Origin of the sequence: uncultured Psychrosphaera sp. (assembly GCF_947500655.1) — a bacterium.
Classification (GTDB): domain Bacteria; phylum Pseudomonadota; class Gammaproteobacteria; order Enterobacterales; family Alteromonadaceae; genus Psychrosphaera.
Map to the genome: position 1 here is coordinate 58,294 of NZ_CANMSK010000013.1, position 15,440 is coordinate 73,733.

Genomic DNA, 15,440 nt, shown 5'->3' on the forward strand with positions numbered 1-15,440 from the left:
AGGCATCACTTGTGCAAACTTGCTTAGAATAAAACGTAGAGTAAAAAATGACTGACCACGACCTAGAGCTATTTGAAGAATACTTCCAACTAGAGCATCACATTCCAGTTAACATAAAAGATGGCGGAAGCTGGGACTCAATTCCAGACATGGATAAATTTGACGCTATGATCCCTGCGGCATATAAAATCGCCTCGGAAATGCAAGGTTTAGAACAAAGCATGTTACGCCCGTTACGACAACTAGGTGACGCTATAGAGCCTTTGGCTGAATACTTAAAAGCACAAAGTCGTAAAATAGACTTGATGATGAGCTATGTTTTACAAAGCCAAGATGAAGACGACATCAAATTTAACGCACACTCTTATGGCGGTGGCGGTTTTGTATTCCAATCTGAGCAAGCGTTCACGTTAGATAATTGGATACAATGTAAGTTATTTTTTAATGAAGAAGCGGCTGCTGTTTTCTGCTTAGGTAAAATTGTAGCAATACAAATTGTTACTCCAAGCCAAGACGAATTAGACGGTAAAGCAGAAGCTGATAAAACACCGACCACTTCATACATTTACAAAGTGGTTTTCCACCGTATCCGTGACGAAGACCGCGAAGTGGTAGTAAGAGCGTCACTGCACCAACAATCTAAGATGTTATTGAACAAAACTAAGCAGAAATCGAATAAATAACTCTCTAGCCAAACAAGGTACTCTGCTAATTTGAGCTTAATAACTTTTTTGAACTTAGCTGTGAATAATGCTCTTTTGGTGTTGTGCCCATGATGCTTTTAAAGTCTTTAATAAAATGGGCTTGGTCGTAGTATCCCAACTCAAGAGCCAGTTTTGCCCAGTCTGGTGACTGGGCAGAATCTATTACAGGGTCATAACTTTCAACAGTCGTTAACGCTTCATGCATGCGGTATCGGTTAATGACCCATTTAACACTCACGCCAATATATTTTAAAAATAATCTCTGCAAGTGCCGCAACTCTATCTTGTATTTACCGGACACATCTGTGACTTTAATTAAGTCTTTGTTAATAGCAATATCAGCGACAATAGCATTAAGTGTTTTGATGTTTTCATCTGGTTTTATATTTTCACCTACGTTAAGACTGTTGCTAAATAGCAACTGGTCTACGTAATTAATTTTATCTGTTGCTGTATCTAGCTTTAAAATTCTTTGTTCTACATCTGTTAAATCGTCATTGATATTAAATACACTTTTTATATCTAATACTTTATCTGTGATGCTACTTAAGGTTACTCCAGCACGTTCTGCAAAAGAAAAAAAACCAGCAGGTTTAAATTTCACGCCAACAATATTGCCACTTTCACTTAATGTATGGCTGTATTTTTGTTTACAAATACCTTGAATATGCGAGTCATTGTTTAAAAAGGTTAAATGCGTATTAGGATGCGGAATAACATCTTGCTGATGAGAAACCCCAAAAGGTAATTCCCAAGAAATTAACCAATAATGCTCAATATAATCTTGCAAATGATTTTTTGGGAAATAGGTATTTAACGTAAAGTTATTTTGGAAATAATCTTTATTTAAAATGCCAACAGGCTCAGACATCTTCTGGTTATTCATTTTCGCCACTGTCGTGTTTTTACAATCAATAAACATTATCACAAGCTAAGATTAAAAAAAATTAATGAGATAAGTCATATGAACAAAACGTTATCAACAACACTAAAAGCCGAATTCCCAATTAGCGCAGAATTACTATGGGAAGTATTAACTCAGTCTACCTATACCAAAGCATACATGTTTAATTGCTCGGTTGAATCAACTTGGATAAAAGGCACCCCCATTACTTGGCAAGGTGAATATCAGGGGTATAAAGCATTTCAAAAAGGTGAAATTATAGCCATAACACCAAATGCAAAAATTAAATACTCAACTTTCGATCCCAATTTTGGCTTAGCAGATGAAGCCAAAAACTATATTCACGTGACCTACCTAATTAAAGAACACAAAGACGGAGACTGCTTAACCTGTTCAACTTTAGCCATAATTAATGATACGTTCGACGGCAGCGAAGAAAGAATGCAACATGTAATGCAAGGTTGGGAAATGGTGATAGAGCAAATGAAAAAGGTAATTAAAGATATTCGCTAAGAACAAAAATTTGCATAAAAGGCCAGTTAACTGGCCGTTATACAGATACGACTAACGTTCCAATATCATTTGCGAAACCACCTACTTTAACCTTGCTTACAATGCCATTATCAAGCTCAACCGATGCCGTTATGATTGATTGACAGTTCATTGCCCTGCCCTGCTCAAACACATAATCGTTACCTAAGGTTAAATGCTCTGAAAGATAACATGCTAACGCACCACTGGCGCTGCCCGTTGCAGATTCTTCCGTAATCCCAAACAAAGGAGCAAAGTTACGACAACTTGCCGTTATGTTAGTCTGCGTGTTGCTGCTAGGGCTAGCTTTGCAAAGCTCAAAGACATGAAATCCAATAACGTTATGTTTTTTACAAAACGCAGAAATAAGCTCATCATCTGGTGCTAATAAATCTAAATAACCATAAGGGACCGGAATGATCACATCAGGTAATCCTGTTGAGATAACTTCAATTGGGAGCTGAGTACTTTCTAATACCTTAGAATTAATACCAATAAGATCTGAGAGCTCTTTATATAAAAGGCCTTGAGATAAAAAACAATCTAGTTTTTGCGGTAGTTGTTGTTCCATAACCACTTTACCATCGGACTCTACCACTACAGGCAAGATCCCAGCTTTGGTACGTTGAACATAAGAGCCAACTGTCACAATGCCCTTTTGATAAAGGCTAGCAAACACAGCGAGCGTAGCATGACCACAAAAATCAACTTCCTCTGTTGTGGTAAAAAAAGAAACCTCAAAATCAACTTTTTCATCGCGAGAAACAAAGGCGGTTTCTGAATAACCTACCGTTTGTGCAATTTTTAGCTTTTGTTCACTTGATAATTCATCGGCATTAAACACTACGCCTGCAGGATTTCCACCAGCGCCATTGGCGGTAAAAGAGCTAACTAAAATCACTTCTACATTCACTAACATTATCTCCTTAAAAACATTGCTAATTTCTCAATACCGTGAGAAGGCGTAAACCTTTTAAACTCAATAAAACCGTGCTTTTCATATAAATTAATCGCGGGTTTATTTACTACTGCAGTTTCTACAACTGCATCAGCAAAGTCACTTTCCTTTAAAACAAAGCTAATTAATTTACCAGCAATACCTTTTCTAAAGTGGTTAGGATCAACGGTTAAACTACAAATATCTAATGTTTTATTTTTAATGCTTATTTCAATCACACCGCCAATACACTTGTTTTCAGTACTGGTATTTACAGTACTGTCATTTACCATACATGGATTTACAACAGCCCCATAAAATTGAGTATTTGAACACATGATATCTTCAACAGTACGAGACAAAGGTGGGAAATCAGTTACACCAATAAGATCAGCTTCAATTTTATAAGAACGTTGAAAGACACTGAAAATTTGACGAGCAACACTTTCGTTTACGTTACCAAGTCGTTTTATCACAATAACCTCCGTTAATACCTTAATGTGTAACTTAATTTAATCGCAATATCTTGCCTTTAAGAGCTTAACGTACCTTCATTCAGATATTGTCGATCAAGCACAAAATCAAACTAAGTTAATGGGGTTAACTAACACCCAAATCAAGAAAACGCCGAGTTTTAAAAGTTACAATTTTTAAATTCAAATTCGATAATGCACTACATACGTGAAAGTCACCTAAAAACTTAGCAATGGAAAAATGATTATCATATGATACAGCCATAAAATTAAGATAATAAACAATCTATTGCCTTTTATAATAAAAAAAGTGCCATTAGTTGTATAAATCAAAGCTCAATAGATGGAAATTGAAAAAACGGAGATTAAATAAATGAACCTTAGAGTCATTAAGTTATTACTAATATGCTTATTTTTAGCGTTAAATAGCGGTTGTACATTTGTATATAAAGCAAAAAATATTAATAAAGAATCGACCAAAATCACTAAGCAAATTAATATCGCAGTGAAAAAAGTAGACACAGATTTAGCAAGTTTAAACTCGCTAAAACGTCAACTGATAACCCAAAAGGAATTAAATCAACAAGCACTGCAACTATTAGAGCAAAAACTTCCCAACTTAGTTGAACTGGCTAAATCAGCAAAGCAAACGGAAATCAATGTGAATAAATCACAAAACAAACTGCGTGGTTTATTTAAAGGACATAAGAAAGTAACGACTAATTCACAGCTTGGCGAAAAGATAGAACAACAACATGAGCATAAAACTCAGTTAGCTAGCCAACTAATAGACATTCATAATCAATACGCCGATGAAAGAAAAGTATTAACTGGAGAATTAGCAGACCAAGAAGTTAAACAAGTCAGCCTAGTTAAAACCCATAAAAGAGCTGTCAAAAAACTTCAAAAATACAAAACGCAAGCAGTTAAAAAACAAAAGAAGATCAGAGAGCTCAAACAACGTCTTTTGAAAAACAATAAAGATATGACTTTAGAGCAAAGAAAAAGCGTTGAGAAAAAAACAGCAGAACTAACAGCCAGCATTGGTTTAACGATTAAAAAGCTAAACGCAGTTAGCAACAAATATAATGCTTTGATTAAAAAGTATAAAAATAAAAAACCAGCCTGGTCTTACCCTAAAAACGATATATATAACTTTCAGCTTTATATAGAAAAGACGAAAATTGATTTTGACCAACATCAAACTGAGCTCAACGCAAAACTAGAGGACTGGAACCAATTAATGAACTCTTTTTAGTTAACAAAATAACAGAGACAACCATCTTACATGCCAATACAAAAGCAAACTAGGATATCCACTAATTGACAACCAAGCATCTGACGTTTAGTCTGCCGCAATAAATAAAATGATGTATTTAATACTTTAAAATGGATATGAAAATTATGATGAAAAAAATTATCGCCACTTCTTTATTAATTTTGACTACTGCAGGCGCTCAAGCCAAAAGTACCGATCAAATTGGCTTTATGAGCGACTATTTATTCCGTGGTATTACTCAAACGGATCACGGTTTTGCCGCTTACGCCCAGACAAAAAAAACAAATGGCAATGGCTACGGTAAGATATCTTTTATCAATATTGATGCTCCAGACAATGCGGAAGGTATTCCTGTACAAATGAATGTGAGCTTTGGTTACAACAGTCAATTTGATGTTTTTAACATTGACCTAGAAGTGATCACTTATAACTATTTGATTGACTCGAGAAGCGATGAGACTGAATTTAAAATAGGTACGTCTCTTTCAAAAAGTTTAGACATTGCTCTGTACCGTGGTATTAAAAATAAAACCTTATACGCTGAACTCGTTTACGAAAAATATTTAACCAATCGTTTATACCTAGATGCTCATGTGGGTTACGCAACTCAAGATGACTCAGACGACAGCGCACTAGACGCACGTGTAGAGTTAGGTCGTGACTTCCCTGAGTTTTACGGCATAGATATTTATGTAGCCGCTGACTTTATTACTGACACAACTCCGTATGGTAATAATGGCGACCAAGATGACTCTGAACTGAGTTATGTTTTTGGTGTTCGTAAAAACTTCTAATAATTCTGTAGAACCATTAGCGGAATAAGACTTAAGCCGATTTAATGTTGATAACGTTAATCGGCGTTTTTGTTGCTATTTGCTAAAGCGCAGCTTTAATTAAAATAATTTATCTTCTGGCTCAATAGCCCAAATAGCCTCGTCTGGAACTGTATTTATATATTTATTACCCACTATGTCGTAAATAAAAATAGACACTAAAGTCCGCTTTCTTATTGCATCCCACTCGGTGACGCCTTTAAATAAGCCAACACCAGATATAACTAAATCTAAATAACCATCTCTGTTTACGTCTACAAACTGGTGTTTAAGTAAGTGATCTTGAAAAATAGTTCCATCGTTATGTGAGTCGTACGTATGAATATAAATTCCACCAATGTTAATACCGCCATCACCGCGTGCTGTAATACTAAATTTATAAGGCAAAGAAACGCCACCACCAACATCTAACGAACCTTTTAATTCTTCATAAGGAGCAAGTTGTTTAACTAACTCGTAATCAATAATTTCAGATGCTTCATTTGATAAAGCACCAAAGCTCATAAGCGCTGCAACCAGCAATGTTAACGTTTTCATATCGACCCTTTTAAAACAACGGTTATATCAGAAGCCAACCTTATTAAGACGTCTCTGATAATACTAAAAAGAGGTTACTCTTTATTTATTTTTCCTATTGATAACAGATATTTACCACAATTTCCAGTTCTTTCCTGTATGCATGTACCGCTTCAAACATCCTGTTTATTTAGATTTTAGTAATTGGATACTTTGACTTTTATATACTGCAATGTAGAGAGATAAATTATTCTCAATTGAGAAACAAACGATGTAGTTTAGTCATCTAAATAAATCTGTTTGTGACAAAGAGTAATTAGGAAAGTTTCGAGCTGCGAGTGGCGAGCTAAGAAATTAGCTCAACAGAAGATCAATAATGAAGTACGGATTGATGTGTGTATAAAGGCTTTACTCTTGAGCTAATGTAAACTACTTCTTAACTTTTTTATGTTGTGAACAAGGCAATACATTTGCCATTTACTTTATCTTGTCGACGTAGCGCGGAATCAAAATGATCTGACTCCGTTGATTCTTTTCTTTTATTCTTTTTTTGCGTATTCTCGAACCAATTTCAATTTCGATTCAGCGAATTCTAATTGTGGCCGATATGTAAATGACCCATGGCAATGTGAGACATAGTTCTCAACGCTACTTTCTTTGGGGACATAGACTAAATACCTTTGCGTCGGGTATAAATCTAGACCGCAATTACTATAGGTTCTTAAAGATTCTACAGGGATAGCCGACTCTTTAAATGTCTCAATTGTGTTAAATGTTGCTTCAAGTACTTTGCGATACTCATCCTTCCGACTTTTATCTGGAATTGTAACTACTTTCAAAGACTGTACCTCAATAAGTAAAACTGCTTTAGCATCCCCAAATGACTCTTCAACAGACTTTAATCCACAAGAACAGCTTAAAGCATCATATGAAAACATGACACATATCAAAGTTAAGAATTGCAATATTTTCACATACCCTCCTACCCACATAAAAATTCATTCAGAGGCTTAAAATAACTTATTAAATAATGAAAATAAAGTGGAGCCTCTGTTAGTGTACTTCTGCCGAAATGATCTCAAAATCATCTACTAATTTTTCAGTAAGTGAAGTTACATGAATATTGAGTTTAATTTTTGCATTATGAATAGCATGTTCTTCGTCATTAGCCCAAACCGTTTGCGTAGATAGCTCTTCATTATCGCTTGTTTTATATTTTAATTTTACGTTATAAATTTCCATTTTTCATTACACTCTAAAGTAATGTTTGATATTCACTTATTAAAAGACTCTATAAACGAAATCCGCGGTAAACTTTTAAACTCTAAAATACGAGTGAGTGTCTCTTTTATTATTTGGTTCAGGTTTACAGCTTTGTTATGGCTATAAACGAGCGGATACAACAGCATACGCACCACCCAATCCCCCTTGATCACTTAACTGTGTATACCTTGCATCAGGTTTCGTTTTTATAGTGAAAGTGGAATGAAAATCACCTGCGAAACCCAAATATACACTTGGAAAATGGTAACCTCTCCAGTCAAATTGATCATATGTAATATCGATAATAACATCATCACAAGATAACCACGCATGGCTTCGTATTTCATTATTTAAGCCGCCAAATTCACCGTGAACTAAATCCAATATTAGATTTAGTTCTTGAAAAACGTATTCAGCTAAAAGATGAGACGAATCATCACAACAGCCTCCCGGGAACTGAGTAGCCCCCATAGAAGACTGTCCATTAAATTCAGATCTCGGGATGCTTTCTATAACTTCTCGAAAGTGATACACGAGATTTTTTAGCCTTTCCTTCATGCTACCTCGGTATTCCCGTAGGGCCTCAACGCCCGCTTAAGCGGACAAAAATTGTTGGTTATAATGTGGAGCGAAGCGGAACCTAACCAACTGTTTTTTGTTCCGTTTAAAGCTCTTGTTATGACGATTTTCAATTCGTGATTGTTACTGGTAGCTCTGTTAAACCAAGATTAGTTTTGAACGGTTGGGCATCACACAAATGAGGCCTATTAGGTATGGGTTGTTCAATTTCATTTGGTGCAATAACAACTTCAATATTTGAAAACTCAACTTTGTTGTCATTGGCTTGTGAAATGAGACCAAGTGCCGTCAGTTTTAATTGAGATTTAATTATTTCTTGTAGGCTTTTATCGTTTTGTATTCTGTAATAGGCTATGTATTTAGCAATGTCTTCAGCTCGTTCACGCTCTTTTCTATAATGTTCTGCTTGTGCATCAGAATCCATTAGAATAAGTAATTGGTTATTAAATTTATAATGATCGCGTTCATCAATTAAATTTGTCCCTTCATTAAGGATTTTTATTTTCGGTGACTCAACTATCCACTTTTTCGTCTCACCTATTACTACCTCTTTGATTTTTACATCACTTAGAGTTATTGAATAATTAACTCTAGCCGTCCATGACATTAAATAATCTGCAATGCGAGCCTGTGTCGGACATACAGCATAAACTTTTGAAATTTGTTCAGTTAAAGGAATAAACTCTGATTGCCGAATTTGGCTTTCAATGAAACTCGGAGGAAGAGCTGGTCGTTCAGAGTTTTTTTCATCCCACCACATTTTTCCAAAAATCCCAGCTAATGCAATTCCAATAATAGCGATTATATACTCTTTCATGAAAACTCCTTTTCGTTATAACAGCGTATTAGCGCGAATTCCTGTTAAAGGAAGTTATCCACTGGTGGTTTTATTCCGCTAATAAACTTTTTTATTTAATAGTGGTAATAACTTAGCAGTTGATTTGTAGATAAACAAACGTTTTTTGGTTTGGGGAAAACGAGCCATTTACATAACATGCCATCAGTGGCGCGTTATGTAAAAATTTATTTTAAAGAATTTTTCATAAAATCAGAAGCTTACTAAAAACCTCTACTTAATCGTGCCATTTTAATAAGTTACATAACGTGCCATTACTTTAATCACACAAACATATAAGCCTATTTATTGTCTGCGAACGGCAGGTTCGCTCTTTTGTTCTTGATCTTGCTTTTACTCCCGATTCAAAACATCTGTATTAAATATTAACTTTTCTCAAATCGAGCGGGCATGGATGCCCGATTGAGGAAAATGTTCAGGGACGAATGTTTTTCCGTATTTGAAGATAAAAGTTAATCTTTAATACAAATAGATGTTTGTTTACGGGCGGCCTTTTTCGCCTACCTTTTTTGGCTGTTGAAAAAAGGTATGGTCGCCGAGAGGCGAAACCAGTGGTGAATATAAATACGATGTAAAAGTTAAATAGCGAACTTTTAAAGTATAAAACAAAGCCACTACCTTTTTGGCTGTTGAAAAAAGTATTGTTCACATCATGGATGATGGGATGCCATCAATACAGGGATGTATTATTGATGGCCGTCATGGATGTGCCAGCTTAGGTTGTGTCGGGAACTTACAACCTGCACCGAGAGCCGAAACCTTAGAGTTAATTTAAATACGATGTAACACCAATATAATTAAAGAAGTTCAGTTCAGCTTTTGGGCTGTTGCAAAAAGGTAACTTGCCGAGAGGCGAAACCTCAGAGTTCAGTTAAGTAATATTTCACAGTAAGAACATAAAACGAAAAGCCACTACCTTTTTGGCCTGTTGCAAAAAGGTAACTTGCCGAGAGGCGAAACCTTAGAGCCTATGTAAACTCGATTTAACAAATCTAGTCACAAAAACGATCAGAAGCCCCCTCCCAACAAATAAAACACCCAAATCAAAAACATCACTCCGGCTGATTCTTTTTTTATAACTCCATTCACGTTACACTAGCGGCAATATTGTCGTACCTATGGAATAATCAGTGTCTAACAAGGCTTCAACAGCATCTTTGCCGTTAACAAAACTTACTAATTTACCAATTCCAAAAGCCACCAGTTCAGCTAAGTCTGATAAGATATCTTGGGGCCGATTAACGGGCAGTAGTAAAGCGTTGGCTATTGCTGAAAGTGCGCTGTATTCAGACCGCGTCACTATCGTTATTACTGAAAGCACGCCTGCGGCGCATCGACTGGAAGCTGAAATTGTTTCTTTGGTTCCAGACGACTTTAAATTATTTACCTTCCCAGATTGGGAAATACTACCGTACGATACCTTTTCTCCACATCAAGATATTATTTCTCAGCGTTTATTAACCCTGTATCAATTGCCTAAAATGACCAAAGGCATTGTTATTGTGCCAATTAGCACCTTGATGCATTTTTTGAGTCCAACCAAATATATTCAAGGTAATAGCTTTGTATTTGCCGCGGGCGACACCAATAATATTTCAGCATTAACCTTGCAGCTAGAACAAAACGGTTACCGTCATGTTGAACAAGTTATTGAACATGGTGAGTTCTCAGTACGCGGTTCTATTTTAGATTTGTTCCCAATGGGCAGCGACCAGCCTTTTCGCTTAGATTTTTTTGACGATGAAATAGACACCATTCGTTACTTTGATCCTGAATCTCAGCGCAGCAAAGATAAAGTCGACTCTATTAACTTATTACCTGCTCATGAATTTCCTTTAGATACCAAAGGTATTGAGTTATTTAGAAATAACTACCGTGATACCTTTACCGTAAGAAATGACAAAGACAGTCTTTATAGAAATGTAACGGAAGGCAGCTTTCCTGCGGGGATAGAATATTACTTACCGTTGTTTTTTGATTCAGTTGCCACCTTGTTTGATTACTTTCCAAAAAACAGTCAAATCATTCAAGTGGGTGATATTAAGCAACAAGCTGATCACTTTCTTGCGGATATAGAAAATAGGTATAACAACTTAAATGTTGATCCCCTGCGTCCTTTACTTGCGCCAAGCCAGCTGTTTTTAGAAATCAATAAGCTGTTTTCTCAGTTCAATGATTGGCCTATTATCAAATTAGAAAAAGGCGTATTAACGACCGGCGCTGGTAAGTTTAATGCCAATACCGAAGCCCTGCCTGACATCGCGATTGATAGCCAACTTAAATCACCATTTAACAAAATTACCGCTTATGTGCTGGAGCAAAAAGAACAGCAAGGTCGTATCATCTTTAATGTTGAGTCAGCAGGAAGACGTGAAACTCTGTTGGAGCTATTGAAACAAGCGCAATTAAAGCCAACTCAACATAGCAGTATTAGTGACTTTATCCTGTCAAACTCTGACATAGGTATAGTGATCACTTCCCTTGAACACAGCTTTAGAATGCTGGCATTAGTCGACAATAACTCTGTGCCTGTGACCTTTATCACAGAAACCGAATTGCTCGGTGGCAGAGTTAGTCAACGTCGTAAAAATAAGCGAACTAAAAATATATCGACCGACGCATTAGTGCGTAACTTGGCCGAATTGAAAGTAGATCAACCTATTGTCCATATTGAGCATGGTGTTGGCCGTTATTTAGGTTTACAAACTATTGATGCTGGCGGTATGGCTAGCGAGTTTGTAACTATTGAGTATGCAAGTGAAGCCAAATTATATGTTCCTGTTGGTAATCTACACTTATTAAGCCGTTACTCTGGTGGCGACTCAGAAACGGCCCCGCTAAATAAACTTGGTTCAGATGCATGGGAACGGGCTCGTAAAAAAGCCGCTGAAAAAATAAAAGATGTAGCAGCAGAATTACTCGATATTTACGCGCAACGTGCTGCAAAACCCGGTTATCAGTATAAATTGGACAGAGATGGCTATCGTCAATTCTCAGCCAGTTTTCCGTTTGAAGAAACGGACGATCAACAAAGTGCAATCAACTCAGTTATCAACGATATGAAATCGCCAAATGCCATGGACAGGTTAGTTTGTGGTGATGTTGGCTTTGGTAAAACAGAAGTGGCCATGCGCGCTGCTTATGTTGCGGTTAATGACGGTAAACAAGTTGCCGTTTTAGTACCAACTACTTTACTTGCTCAACAGCATTATGAAAACTTTTCCGATAGATTTGCCGACTGGCCAGTAAAAGTAGAAGTACTTTCTCGTTTTAAATCAGCCAAACAGCAAACTGAAATTTTACAGCAGTTAGAAGACGGTAAAGTTGATATTGTGGTGGGTACTCACAAATTAATTCAAGATAATATTAAGTTCCAAGACTTAGGTTTATTGATCATTGATGAAGAACATCGCTTTGGTGTTAAACAAAAAGAAGCCATTAAAAAACTACGTGCCGACGTAGACATATTAACGCTGACGGCTACACCAATCCCAAGAACGTTAAATATGGCCATGAGTGGCATGCGTGATTTATCTATTATTGCGACACCACCGGCAAAACGTCTAGCGGTTAAAACTTTTGTCCGTCAATACAATGAAGACTTAATTAAAGAAGCCATCATGCGTGAGACGAATCGTGGTGGTCAGGTTTATTTTTTACATAACAATGTTGCTACCATTGAGCAACGCGCTAAAGAAATTGAAGCATTAATGCCAGATGTACGTGTTGTTGTCGCGCACGGACAAATGCGTGAACGTGACTTGGAGCGCATTATGAGCGACTTCTATCACCAACGCTTTAACGTACTTTTATGTACCACCATTATTGAAACTGGCATAGATGTACCAACGGCAAATACCATCATTATGGAACGCGCTGACCGTTTAGGATTGGCGCAGTTGCATCAATTACGTGGCCGAGTGGGACGTTCTCATCATCAAGCGTATGCTTATTTATTAACGCCTCCACCAAAATCTATTACTAAAGATGCGATTAAACGTTTGGAAGCCATTGAGTCTCTTGAAGATTTAGGCGCTGGCTTTGCGTTAGCAACACACGACTTAGAAATTCGTGGTGCCGGTGAATTATTAGGTGACGACCAAACAGGTCAAATTCATACTATTGGCTTTACCTTATATATGGAAATGTTAGAACAAGCGGTTGAAGCACTTAAACAAGGTAAAGAACTCACATTAGATGCCCTAACCTCAAAACAAACTGAAGTAGAATTACGTATTCCTGCATTGTTACCAGATAGTTATATTCATGAGGTTAATATTCGTCTTAGCTTGTATAAACGAATAGCAACCTGTAACAATGTTGACGAACTAAATGAGATTAAAGTAGAACTTATTGACCGTTTTGGTTTATTGCCAGATGCCGCTAAAAATCTATTTACCGTTGGTGAATTCAGGCAAAGAGCGCAAGCCCTTGGTATTACTAAAATTGAAGGTAGCGCACGTGGTGGCAGCATAGAGTTTGGCGACAATACCAAAGTTGACCCTGTATTTCTAATTAGTTTAATTCAACAACAGCCAAGTGTTTATAAACTGGATGGCGGTAACAAACTTAAGTTTGTATTAGAAAATAAAGATACCGAGGATAGGATAAAACTGATAAATTCAATGCTGAATGATTTTGAGCACAGATTGAAAAAGTAACACTGTATTATCCAATGACAAAAACGAAATCAATTATTAGATCAAAGGAAGTAACTTGAGTCTTTTTAACACTTATACGTTTAAAAGCGGTTCATTTAGAAACAGTCCGCTGAAAGTAAATATGAAATCATTAGCATTAATGTCGGCATTAGTATTGGCGAGCTCATTTTCAGCTAATGTATTAGCCTTAAAACCTGAGGCTGGACGAGTTCCAACCAAAAGCTTAGTTGAAGGTATAAAATCCCGAGATGGCCGTTGGTTTGAAGTTGAAATGATTATTTTCAAACGTACTGATAACGTTAAATTACGTGAGCAGTTTTCTCAAAATATAAAATCGTTAACCGACGTTCGCCAATGGGATCTTGTTCGTGATTTATTACAACCAGACCTTTCTTACTATTTATCTGGTTTACCTGAATGTCATCAAGACAAAAACCCTCTTGCAGATGAAAAATTAAGTCAGTTTTTATCACCTTCCCAATTTTTTAATAAGATGATGGCATACCAGAAACTAATCAATGAAAAGTGGCAGTTTACTAATGAACTATGCTTAATGCCTAACGAGTCACTAACCGGCTACTGGGATTTAGTGAATGATTTACCTCGTGTTGGTATAAATAGCCATACACATGTTCCGTATAATGAAATACCAAAAACAATTACCGGTGGCGGTTTTGATGATTTCCATAATGTATATGTTATTGGTAAAAAAGATCTACAACTTACACGACAGTTTAATAAACTAGAAGACAACCCTCATACTGAACCTATGTTGCATATAGGTTGGCGTCAGCCGGGTTTATCTCAACGTGATGCTCGACCGGTTTATATCATTGCGGGGAAAAACTACACGGATAAGTTTAAATATGATGGATCCGAAAAGTTACCTCCATTATTACCAAGTGATTTAGAATTAGATAGCCAACGTGATTTAGATGATGAGTACAATTCAGACTCACCGTTTAGATATAAAAATAGCGTTGAGAGCTTTATGAGAAAGTTACAATCTGGTGCTGTGGTTGATTTTAAAAACCGCACATTAATCTATCCCAAACAAAGTGAAATGCCTGCTGAAACTTGGCAAATTGACGGCTTTATTAAACTGCATTTAGATCATTATTTATATATTGATGGACAGTTTAACTTTAGAGAATTGAGCCAAATGAAAATAGACCCTGTCGAATTTTTAGCTCAGTTAACTAATGATAAAGCGAGAGCTAGCCTTGATGATAACTTGGACTCTTCACAGTTAGATGCGAATTCTGATATTGAGCCTGAAATGCCAAATCCTGAAGATTTTGTCACTATCAATTATTTAAAGACTTATAACTTTAAACAAACAAGAAAATCTTATTCTGGTGATTTGCACTTTTTAGATCATCCTAAAATGGGTATTTTAATTCAAATTAGAAAGTATCGTCATTAGAGTCTATTAAGAGCCACAACCAAAACTAGGAATGTTATGGAAACCGACTTACCTATCACATTAAGTATCAAAGGCTTATTTGAAGCTGGAGATAAAAGCTCAGCATTTTTGATCAGTAAATTAGAAGCCTGGTTAAACTTTAAAGCGTTAGGTGCCAATTGGTACAGTGATGAAACTTTGGTTGTGAATATAGACTTTACAATATTGCCAGAAAGCCAATTTATGGACTTACAACTTGATACGGCTGACAATTGGATCCCAATTAATTTACCCGGTTTAACAGCTGTATATCGTCACGATATGACTAAGCAGCACTTTAATTGCATGGTTATGCTCTCTAACGATGAATTATCTGAAGCGATGAAAGATGGCTCTAAAGTAGAAAATACTTTCCAACTAAAATTAGGCGCTGCTGCTAATGTTTTAGCCACTTATTATCACTTACCAACACTCTAAACTTTTGTTTAATAAATAAGAA

Annotated in this window: 15 protein-coding genes; 7 read left to right on the forward strand and 8 right to left on the reverse strand. The window is 36.3% G+C overall.

From position 1 onward, the window contains the following. Nucleotides 1–47 precede the first annotated feature (47 nt). Nucleotides 48–683 carry a PilZ domain-containing protein gene (locus tag Q0940_RS11660; protein ID WP_299268682.1) on the forward strand — a complete coding sequence of 212 codons (636 nt, stop codon included), beginning with the start codon at nucleotides 48–50 and terminating at the stop codon, nucleotides 681–683. Between the two features lie 25 nt (nucleotides 684–708). Here the strand turns inward: Q0940_RS11660 and Q0940_RS11665 are convergent, their stop codons facing one another. Further along, nucleotides 709–1,590 carry a helix-turn-helix transcriptional regulator gene (locus Q0940_RS11665; RefSeq protein WP_299268683.1) on the reverse strand — a complete coding sequence of 294 codons (882 nt, stop codon included), beginning with the start codon at nucleotides 1,588–1,590 and terminating at the stop codon, nucleotides 709–711. A 78-nt stretch (nucleotides 1,591–1,668) separates the two neighbouring features. On the opposite strand from Q0940_RS11665, the gene Q0940_RS11670 reads away from it, so the two are divergent. Then, the gene (locus Q0940_RS11670) at nucleotides 1,669–2,121 is read left to right on the forward strand and encodes an SRPBCC domain-containing protein (protein ID WP_299268685.1); all 453 of its coding nucleotides are present in this window, start codon (nucleotides 1,669–1,671) and stop codon (nucleotides 2,119–2,121) included. 37 nt (nucleotides 2,122–2,158) lie between these two features. On the opposite strand, the gene Q0940_RS11675 is transcribed toward Q0940_RS11670, so the two are convergent. Beyond that, complete coding sequence (locus Q0940_RS11675) at nucleotides 2,159–3,058, reverse strand: PhzF family phenazine biosynthesis protein (protein ID WP_299268687.1); 900 nt, start codon at nucleotides 3,056–3,058, stop codon at nucleotides 2,159–2,161. Continuing rightward, nucleotides 3,058–3,552 (reverse strand): N-acetyltransferase, encoded by a 495-nt coding sequence (locus Q0940_RS11680; protein WP_299268689.1) that lies wholly within the window; start codon nucleotides 3,550–3,552, stop codon nucleotides 3,058–3,060. The genes Q0940_RS11675 and Q0940_RS11680 overlap by 1 nt, the downstream gene beginning before the upstream one ends. 370 nt (nucleotides 3,553–3,922) lie before the next feature. On the opposite strand from Q0940_RS11680, the gene Q0940_RS11685 reads away from it, so the two are divergent. Next, a complete protein-coding gene (locus Q0940_RS11685; RefSeq protein ID WP_299268691.1) occupies nucleotides 3,923–4,807 on the forward strand; it encodes a hypothetical protein in 885 nt (294 codons plus the stop codon). A gap of 146 nt (nucleotides 4,808–4,953) precedes the next feature. Then, a complete protein-coding gene (locus tag Q0940_RS11690; protein ID WP_299268693.1) occupies nucleotides 4,954–5,622 on the forward strand; it encodes a hypothetical protein in 669 nt (222 codons plus the stop codon). Nucleotides 5,623–5,721: 99 nt separating this feature from the next. Here the strand turns inward: Q0940_RS11690 and Q0940_RS11695 are convergent, their stop codons facing one another. The 5 genes from Q0940_RS11695 to Q0940_RS11715 form a co-directional block, all read right to left on the reverse strand. After that, the gene (locus tag Q0940_RS11695) at nucleotides 5,722–6,198 is read right to left on the reverse strand and encodes a hypothetical protein (protein WP_299268695.1); all 477 of its coding nucleotides are present in this window, start codon (nucleotides 6,196–6,198) and stop codon (nucleotides 5,722–5,724) included. Between the two features lie 518 nt (nucleotides 6,199–6,716). After that, on the reverse strand, nucleotides 6,717–7,151 hold the full coding sequence (locus Q0940_RS11700; RefSeq protein WP_299268697.1) for a hypothetical protein: 435 nt from the start codon (nucleotides 7,149–7,151) through the stop codon (nucleotides 6,717–6,719). A gap of 79 nt (nucleotides 7,152–7,230) precedes the next feature. Beyond that, nucleotides 7,231–7,419 (reverse strand): hypothetical protein, encoded by a 189-nt coding sequence (locus tag Q0940_RS11705; RefSeq protein WP_299268699.1) that lies wholly within the window; start codon nucleotides 7,417–7,419, stop codon nucleotides 7,231–7,233. 141 nt (nucleotides 7,420–7,560) lie between these two features. Then, nucleotides 7,561–7,974 (reverse strand): hypothetical protein, encoded by a 414-nt coding sequence (locus Q0940_RS11710; RefSeq protein ID WP_299268701.1) that lies wholly within the window; start codon nucleotides 7,972–7,974, stop codon nucleotides 7,561–7,563. Nucleotides 7,975–8,128: 154 nt separating this feature from the next. Then, the gene (locus Q0940_RS11715) at nucleotides 8,129–8,836 is read right to left on the reverse strand and encodes a hypothetical protein (protein ID WP_299268703.1); all 708 of its coding nucleotides are present in this window, start codon (nucleotides 8,834–8,836) and stop codon (nucleotides 8,129–8,131) included. 1,226 nt (nucleotides 8,837–10,062) lie between these two features. Here Q0940_RS11715 and mfd point away from each other — a divergent pair. The 3 genes from mfd to Q0940_RS11730 are packed head-to-tail and all read left to right on the forward strand — an operon-like array spanning nucleotide 10,063 to nucleotide 15,418. Further along, entirely contained in the window at nucleotides 10,063–13,536 is a 3,474-nt protein-coding gene (gene mfd, locus Q0940_RS11720) for a transcription-repair coupling factor (RefSeq protein WP_299268781.1), read from the forward strand. 55 nt (nucleotides 13,537–13,591) lie between these two features. Further along, nucleotides 13,592–14,962, forward strand: coding sequence for a CsiV family protein (locus Q0940_RS11725; RefSeq protein WP_299268705.1), 1,371 nt, complete (start codon nucleotides 13,592–13,594; stop codon nucleotides 14,960–14,962). A 36-nt stretch (nucleotides 14,963–14,998) separates the two neighbouring features. Further along, entirely contained in the window at nucleotides 14,999–15,418 is a 420-nt protein-coding gene (locus Q0940_RS11730; protein ID WP_299268707.1) for a hypothetical protein, read from the forward strand. Nucleotides 15,419–15,440: the final 22 nt, after the last annotated feature.

Coding starts and splice junctions, on each gene's coding strand:
- Q0940_RS11660 (WP_299268682.1), top strand. CDS start 48: ATGACTGACCACGACCTAGAGCTATTTGAAGAATACTTCCAACTAGAG.
- Q0940_RS11665 (WP_299268683.1), bottom strand. CDS start 1,590: ATGAATAACCAGAAGATGTCTGAGCCTGTTGGCATTTTAAATAAAGAT.
- Q0940_RS11670 (WP_299268685.1), top strand. CDS start 1,669: ATGAACAAAACGTTATCAACAACACTAAAAGCCGAATTCCCAATTAGC.
- Q0940_RS11675 (WP_299268687.1), bottom strand. CDS start 3,058: ATGTTAGTGAATGTAGAAGTGATTTTAGTTAGCTCTTTTACCGCCAAT.
- Q0940_RS11685 (WP_299268691.1), top strand. CDS start 3,923: ATGAACCTTAGAGTCATTAAGTTATTACTAATATGCTTATTTTTAGCG.
- Q0940_RS11690 (WP_299268693.1), top strand. CDS start 4,954: ATGATGAAAAAAATTATCGCCACTTCTTTATTAATTTTGACTACTGCA.
- Q0940_RS11695 (WP_299268695.1), bottom strand. CDS start 6,198: ATGAAAACGTTAACATTGCTGGTTGCAGCGCTTATGAGCTTTGGTGCT.
- Q0940_RS11705 (WP_299268699.1), bottom strand. CDS start 7,419: ATGGAAATTTATAACGTAAAATTAAAATATAAAACAAGCGATAATGAA.
- Q0940_RS11715 (WP_299268703.1), bottom strand. CDS start 8,836: ATGAAAGAGTATATAATCGCTATTATTGGAATTGCATTAGCTGGGATT.
- Q0940_RS11730 (WP_299268707.1), top strand. CDS start 14,999: ATGGAAACCGACTTACCTATCACATTAAGTATCAAAGGCTTATTTGAA.